8 protein-coding genes are annotated in these 6,443 nt (G+C 67.4%); 3 read left to right on the forward strand and 5 right to left on the reverse strand.

Going from position 1 to position 6,443, the window contains the following annotated elements; all coding sequences use genetic code 11:
* Nucleotides 1-99: 99 nt before the first annotated feature.
* From QMG73_RS27765 to QMG73_RS27775, 3 genes are all read right to left on the reverse strand, one after another.
* Nucleotides 100-624 (reverse strand): O-acetyl-ADP-ribose deacetylase, encoded by a 525-nt coding sequence (locus QMG73_RS27765; RefSeq protein ID WP_281900473.1) that lies wholly within the window; start codon nt 622-624, stop codon nt 100-102.
* Between the two features lie 217 nt (nt 625-841).
* Nucleotides 842-1,834 (reverse strand): hypothetical protein, encoded by a 993-nt coding sequence (locus tag QMG73_RS27770; RefSeq protein WP_281900474.1) that lies wholly within the window; start codon nt 1,832-1,834, stop codon nt 842-844.
* 275 nt (nt 1,835-2,109) lie between these two features.
* Nucleotides 2,110-2,313, reverse strand: a complete 204-nt coding sequence (locus QMG73_RS27775; RefSeq protein WP_281900477.1) for a hypothetical protein — start codon at nt 2,311-2,313, stop codon at nt 2,110-2,112.
* On the opposite strand from QMG73_RS27775, the gene QMG73_RS27780 reads away from it, so the two are divergent.
* Nucleotides 2,306-2,665 carry a hypothetical protein gene (locus QMG73_RS27780; protein WP_281900478.1) on the forward strand — a complete coding sequence of 120 codons (360 nt, stop codon included), beginning with the start codon at nt 2,306-2,308 and terminating at the stop codon, nt 2,663-2,665. The genes QMG73_RS27775 and QMG73_RS27780 overlap by 8 nt on opposite strands.
* A 152-nt stretch (nt 2,666-2,817) precedes the next feature.
* Here the strand turns inward: QMG73_RS27780 and QMG73_RS27785 are convergent, their stop codons facing one another.
* Nucleotides 2,818-3,162: a hypothetical protein gene (locus QMG73_RS27785; protein WP_281900479.1), complete on the reverse strand. Its 345-nt coding sequence runs from the start codon at nt 3,160-3,162 to the stop codon at nt 2,818-2,820.
* A gap of 386 nt (nt 3,163-3,548) precedes the next feature.
* Nucleotides 3,549-5,180: a GH39 family glycosyl hydrolase gene (locus tag QMG73_RS27790; protein WP_281900481.1), complete on the reverse strand. Its 1,632-nt coding sequence runs from the start codon at nt 5,178-5,180 to the stop codon at nt 3,549-3,551.
* 105 nt (nt 5,181-5,285) lie between these two features.
* Here QMG73_RS27790 and QMG73_RS27795 point away from each other — a divergent pair, with 105 nt between their 5' ends.
* Both QMG73_RS27795 and QMG73_RS27800 read left to right on the forward strand, forming a co-directional pair.
* The gene (locus QMG73_RS27795; RefSeq protein ID WP_281900483.1) at nt 5,286-5,660 is read left to right on the forward strand and encodes a DoxX family protein; all 375 of its coding nucleotides are present in this window, start codon (nt 5,286-5,288) and stop codon (nt 5,658-5,660) included.
* A gap of 210 nt (nt 5,661-5,870) precedes the next feature.
* A complete protein-coding gene (locus tag QMG73_RS27800; RefSeq protein ID WP_407676868.1) occupies nt 5,871-6,101 on the forward strand; it encodes a cupin domain-containing protein in 231 nt (76 codons plus the stop codon).
* Nucleotides 6,102-6,443 lie beyond the last annotated feature (342 nt).

A 6,443-nucleotide genomic window follows, 5' to 3' on the forward strand; every position in this document is an offset into this window, starting at 1 on the left:
CGCTCCTCGACGGCGCGCAAACCAGCCAGCCGTCGAGAAGCGCCTCCCCGCGATGAACGCGATCGACCGCGTTGACGTCACGCTTGGCGTCACTGGGTGTTACGGATCGTGCTTGAAGGATTCGCTGACCTGTTCGGCGATGCGGCGCGTTTGTTCATCGAAGAGCACGAGTCGGATCACGTCGACGCTTGTCGTCTCGGCATGTAGGGCCGTCAGCGCCTGTAGGACGGCGTCATCCTTGGGCCAGCGGTACACGCCGGAGGAGATCAGTGGGAAGGCGATCGACCGTGCGCCCAGGTCGGCGGCGACCGCCAGTGACGTCGTGTAGCAGCTGCGCAGCAGCGGGGCGCGATCGACGTCTGGGCTGAAGACCGGGCCGACGGTGTGGATCACCCACCGGGCGGGCAACCGCCCGGCGGTGGTCGCCACCGCCTGCCCGACCGGCAGGCCCCGACCGTATCGGCTGGATCGAAGCGCCCGGCACTCTTCCAGGATGGCCGGCCCGCCCTTGCGGTGGATCGCCCCGTCGACTCCGCCGCCGCCCAGCAGCGATGAGTTCGCCGCGTTGACGACAGCGTCCACGTGCTCGGCTGTGATGTCGCCGGTGACCAACTCGATCCGCACCCCGCGTCCTTTCTGCCCGGCAGAGCCTGCAGTCGCCCAGCCGATTACGGTCGAGGCTACCGCCGGCGTGCGCGATGCCCGATTCCCGGCCAGGCTTGGCTGACCGCGGTTCTCTCGGCCCGGCATCCGGATCTGCCGCGACAATGCGTGCTGGGCGCCGAGTTTCCGTTGCTCGGGCAGTGGGATCTGCGGCGCTGTGCCCTGGGTACGGCTGTTCTCATCCGGTTGGCAGGTGGATGACGGCGATGTGGTCGGGCTGCGCGACCGCGAGCCGTCGCTGATCCCGGTCCAGGGTGGCGACCGGTGTGGGTAGGTGGGTGACGCCGTAGCTGTCACTTTTGGTACCGACGGTCACGTCTGGCCATTCGGCTTTGACGGCACCGGTAGACAGGTCGATCAGCCGAGGGTGACCGTGCAGCGTGAGGATCTCATCGCCGCAGGCGATCATGGTCCCGGCCGGGTGGGTGAGGGTGGTGCGATGCTGCCAGGCGCCGGCGGCGATGGACCAGACTCCGAGCTGTCCGGGCGACAGGGCTTCAGAATCCTCGCCGTCCAACGGTTCTTCGGTGCTGGCTGCCATCACGACGCGGTCGTCGTCCAGCCAGCAGGCGGCGGCGACTTCAGCGTCGACTGCCTCGTACAGCGGGACGATTCCTCGACCATCGAGCACGGCGGGATCGAGGAGGGCTTGCTGCAGGTCGAAGACCCAGCCGACGCCGTAGGGGTGCCACAGCCAGCCGGCCATGAGCAGGTGCCGGCCGTCGGGGCTTACCGTCAGGCGGGAGTGGAACACGTCCACCGGTGTGCGCTCGCCGCTCGTGAGGCGTCGGCCTGATTCCAGTTCCTCGATCTCCAGCAGGTTGTGCTGGTCGGGGCAGTGGGCAAGGATTTCCCGTCCGTCTGGCAGTCTTCCCAGCGCCACGGGGTAGTCGTAGTCGGCAGCGTGGTAGAAGCTACGGTTCAGCTCGCGCACGATTTGGCCGTTGTCCAGCACCAGGGCTTTGGTCCCGCGCTCTGCGTAGATGACGTGGAACCGACCCGAGGCAGAGACGGTGACCTGGTCGAATGGGTACGCCCAGCTGACCTTGCCCGGTGTTTCGGTGCCGGCGGAGTCCCAACGCCGCCAACCGCCGACCACGTCGACCAGGTCGTCGCCGTCCCAGACCAGCGACATCGCAGCCGACTTGGTCGGCATTTTCGTGACCCGCATCCTGCCCTCCGGTCATCTCGGCGATGAACGACCACTGTAGAGCTGCCGGCGACGCGTTCGTCACGCCTCCGGCCTACCGCCGAATTGGCCGTCCTGCCAGTCCCGCCCCGTTATCCCCTGACCTGAGCAAAGATCCGGTGCAGAGCCGGGCCATCCGTGGTTGACGAAGCCGCGCCCACAGATCAGCAGCGTGTAGCTGCCGATCACTGCCCTCGCCGCACGCGGCCGGCTCGGTAGCGGTCCATCATGGCTACGGGGTGATCGGGCCGGTCGAGTCAGTCGCCGGAGAAGCCGGCGAAGAGGATGTGATCGGGGTGCCCTTGTGTGTTGTGGCTGACGATGCAGACGCCTTCCCATCGGGCGCGGTATTGGCTGTACCTACTGTGTTCGGCCCAGGTGAGTGTTTGCTGGCGGGTGGGTGTGGTGGTCGCGAATGACTCCAGTAGTTGCTGCGGGGTCAGGGGTGAGACGGTGAACATGCTGGGCTGCGTGGCGACCCCCACGTGCCATGTCGATGATGGAGTGTGTGCCGGAGTGGGGTTGCGACTGGAAGAGGGTGTCTGGATCTACTGGACGGGGGCGTTGCTGGGCTTCGCGCCACTGGTCGAGGAGGAATTCGTTGATGCCGAGGTCGTCGTCTGCTGGGTCGAGCTGCGCGATGAATTGTTCCTCGGTCAGCGTGTGCGCCGGATCAGGATCTTCTCGATAGAAATCGCCGCTGTTGTATACCGTGTGCCGCAGCTCTTCCAGGGCTTGCGCCACGTCGTCTCGGTATGGCACCAGGTAGTGCCAGCCGGAAGCACCCATCCCATTCCCCCCGACGGTCGATAAGGACGCTTGGTCGTCGTGCACTGCTGGTAGCCGCTCCGACGTTACGGCATCGCGGTGGTGAGGCAGGGCCTCGGCGAGGTTGGGGTATGTCCTGATTGGTTTGGGGCTTGGGACGGGCACGCGGTTGTAGTGGTCGGGACATTATGGTCTGGTTAAGCGCGCTGTGTTGTTAGGTCTGCGATGGCGTCGCGGATGCGGTCGAACGTCGCCACCGGGTGCCTGTCGTCTCCGGGCAGCGCCAGTCCGAGGCATTGTAGCGCTCCGCCGTCGCTGCCGCGTGCCTGCAGGCAGAACACCGGCGCGCCGACGAAGCCGGCCGGCAGCGGGGAGGCGAACACCAGGCGATCACCGTCGCGAATGACGCGGCCGACGACGAGTTCCAGCGGGCGGGACGAGCCCGACGGCTCGTTCACGAGATGTCCGAGCACGAAAGCAGAGATTGGCAGCTCCCCGATGGCGGCGACCTCGGCAGCGCGTGCCGCGACGCCGTCGGTCACCTCCTGGTGGCCCAGCGCCAGCCTTTGGCGCGGACGTGCTCATGCCGGCCCTGCGTCGCCATAATGGCGACGCCGAGGTCCGCGCGATGCGTCCACAGCTGCGCGAACCGGGGCATGGCCAGCAGGTCAGAGACGACAGCGGCGGGTTCGGTGAGCTCTGGCCGGACCGTGACCTCACTCCGGTGTGTCGCCAGCGCACGTCATCTGCCGGAAGGGGAAAGTGCAGCGCGCGAAGGATTGGAGGATGAGGGGGCGTAGGTAGTCGCGGGCGTTGCGGCGTAACGCTTTGGCGATGTTGGTGTGTCCTGTGTGGTGAAGGACGCCGATGGCGAGACAGGCTCCCCGGCGGGCTCACGCCTACCAGCACGAGTCTGGCGGCTCGCCGACTAATCCCAGGTGAGGAGCATCAGGCAGACGCTCTGTCGGGGCAGCCGGGTGGCGATGTGCACGGTGTGGTCCGCCAGTTTCACCTCGCGCGGTTCGCCCAGTGGTGTGAACCGGCCGGCCTCACGCAGCTCGGCCAGCTGCGCGCCGGTCGGGTGCGACGGTGCGCCCATCGCTCGCCAGGCGGTGTGCGCGTTGCCGTGGCGGGCATCGACCCGGTACTCGGTCAGCCGCACCGGCGCGGACCGTGCTGGCAGGTTCGTCACGGTGAGCGCGACGGGCGTGTCCGGCGCGGGTACCTCGTCGTCGTGGTAGTTCCACAAGAGAATCGCCAACTGTCCATTGTCGAGAGCGGCGAGCGCGGACACGTCCGGGCGCGGTCCGCGCACCCCGTCGGCCATGATGGTGTCCAGGTCGATTTCTCCGGAGCTGCGCACCGCGACCCGTTCGCCGGTCAGCTTGCCGAACATCCGGAAGACGTTGAAGACCGGCAGCGGGACGCCGCCGGTGGTGGCGAGGGCACGGAAGCCGGCGAACGCCGGCTCGCCCTCGAATTCGAACGACCACGTCAGCGCGCCTTCCAGCTGGACGCCGCGCCGGTCGGCCAGATCGTGTACGCGGGCGAAGCTCGCCGCCGTGTAGCTGGCGTACAGCTCGGTGTTCCGGTACGCGTTCTGCGGGTACACCGTGGCGCTGCACGCGGCGCAGCCGTCCGGGTCGAACTCGCCGATGACGATCGGTGTGCCACGCAGTTCGGGATAGGAGGCGACGATCGCGAAGCCCTCGTCGACGTCGCGCAGCTGGTTCGCCAGGCCCATCCGCACCCGGCCGTCGACGACCGTGGGCGCGCCCTTGGCGTGGAACGAGACGAAGTCCAGCGGCGTGCCGGTGCCGCCGGTGGCGTGGTTGGTGCCGCGCAGGCAGTGTTCGAGGAAGTCGCGCATCCACTGGCCGCCCGGGCCGGCGGTGTCCGGTCCGCCCACCCGTGCCGTCGGAAGCGCCCGCCGGACGCCGTCGATCGCGTAGTCGTGCAGCTTGCGGAACTCCTCCGGGGTGCCGCGCCAGTACGCATCGGTCGGGTTGGCTTCGTTCCACACCTGCCAATACCACTGCTCCACTTCGGACCGTCCGTATCGTTCGACGCAGTGGGCGACCCACCGGTACACCAGGTCCCGCCAGGCGTCGTAGTCCTTGGGCGGGTACGCCCAGCCGGTGAAGATGTCCTCGTACGGGTCGCCCGGTCGCCAGGCATGCTGGTACGGCTCGGGGTGCGTCGACATCGCCCGCGGCATGAAACCGATCTGCGCGTAGGGTTTGACGCCGTTGGCGAGGTACGCGTCGAAGATGCGGTCGGCGATCGTCCAGTCGTAGACCGGGTTGCCGTCACCGTCCTCTGTGTACATGTTGGTCGAGCCCCACTTGAGCGCGGGAGTGCCGTCTCCGGTGACCATCAGGCTGTGCGCGCGGAAGTACGACTGCGCCGGACCGAGTCGCCCGATCTCACTCAGCAGGGCCAGCCCGTCCGGCAGGTACGCGTAGTTGGGTTCGTCGGCGCCGAAGAACCGGTGGATCGGCCGGAACGGTCCTCGGCCGGCGGCCGCGTCCACCGCGATGGAGACAGGAGCCGTGTTCATGCGCCCATCATGCCCTCAAGATCGACAGCGTCGCCAGCTTGACGCGTCATGTATTCCGTCGGTAGAGTTCATGACGCGTCAACTGATACGAGAGGAGGCAGTCCCGTGAACGTCGTTTTGTGGATCATTGCTGGCCTGCTCGCGGTGATGTTCCTAGTCGCTGGCGGCGCGAAGCTCACCCAGTCGAAGGAGAAGCTCGCCGCCTCGCCGAACATGGCGTGGACCGAGGACTTCTCCCCGAACATGCTCAAGCTGATCGGTGCGCTGGAGGTGCTGGCCGCCGCCGGGCTGATCCTGCCCGCGGCGCTGGACATCGTTCCTGTCCTCGTACCCCTCGCGGCACTGGGGCTGGTGCTGCTGATGGTCGGTGCGGCGATCACCCACGCCCGGCGCAAGGAAAACCAGGCGATCGTCATCAACCTCGTGTTCATCGTGCTGGCCGGCGTTGTGGTCTGGGGCCGCTTCGGCCCGTACTCCTAAGGCATCACCATGTCGATCCCCATCGTTGATCAGGACCCTGTCGACCCCCGCTACACCAGACGCGGCGCGATCTACGTGCCGGCCGGTCAAGGCCCGACGATCTGGGCCGTGGACGACACGTACACGATCAAGCTGACCGCCAGCCAGACGAACGGCAGCCTGGGCTTCATCGACGCCAGCGTGCCGCCTGGCGGCGGCCCGTTCCCACACATGCACCCCAACGAGGACGAGACCTTCTACCTGCTGGCCGGCGAGCTGGAGTTCCTGAACGGTGACCAGACCTTCACCGCCGTCGCCGGCGATCTGGTCCACATCCCACGCGGCACGCGGCACCGGTTCCGCAAACGTCGGCAAGCACACCGCGCGGATGATCTTTCTGTTCACCCCCGGCGGGGTCGAGCAGGCGTTCCTGGACCACGCTCTGGAGGCGCGGGACGGTGAGAAGCCGCCGCCGCTGGACGACGACCAGGCGCAGCGACTGGAGCGCATGCTCCAGGTGACCGGGGCCGTAGCGCTGCCGGACCTCGAGTAGCGCGGGCGTTCGGCCCGGACGGCACCATTCTGGCCACCGCGGGCAGTTCGAGTGCGTCAGACCAACAGGCCGTGGTTGTCGATGGCGGCTATGGCTTGTGCGGGAGCGTGACCCAATGTCCGATGGCGAGCCGGTCAGCTGCCCTAAGTGGACCCTTTGTTCCGGACCGGGTTTGATGGAGACATCGAAACCTGGGAGGAACACCGGTAATGCCCGCACCGAAGAAGTACGACGATGAACTGCGTGAGCGC

The organism is Phytohabitans aurantiacus (assembly GCF_027923225.1).
In the GTDB taxonomy this organism is placed as follows: Bacteria; Actinomycetota; Actinomycetes; order Mycobacteriales; family Micromonosporaceae; genus Phytohabitans; species Phytohabitans aurantiacus.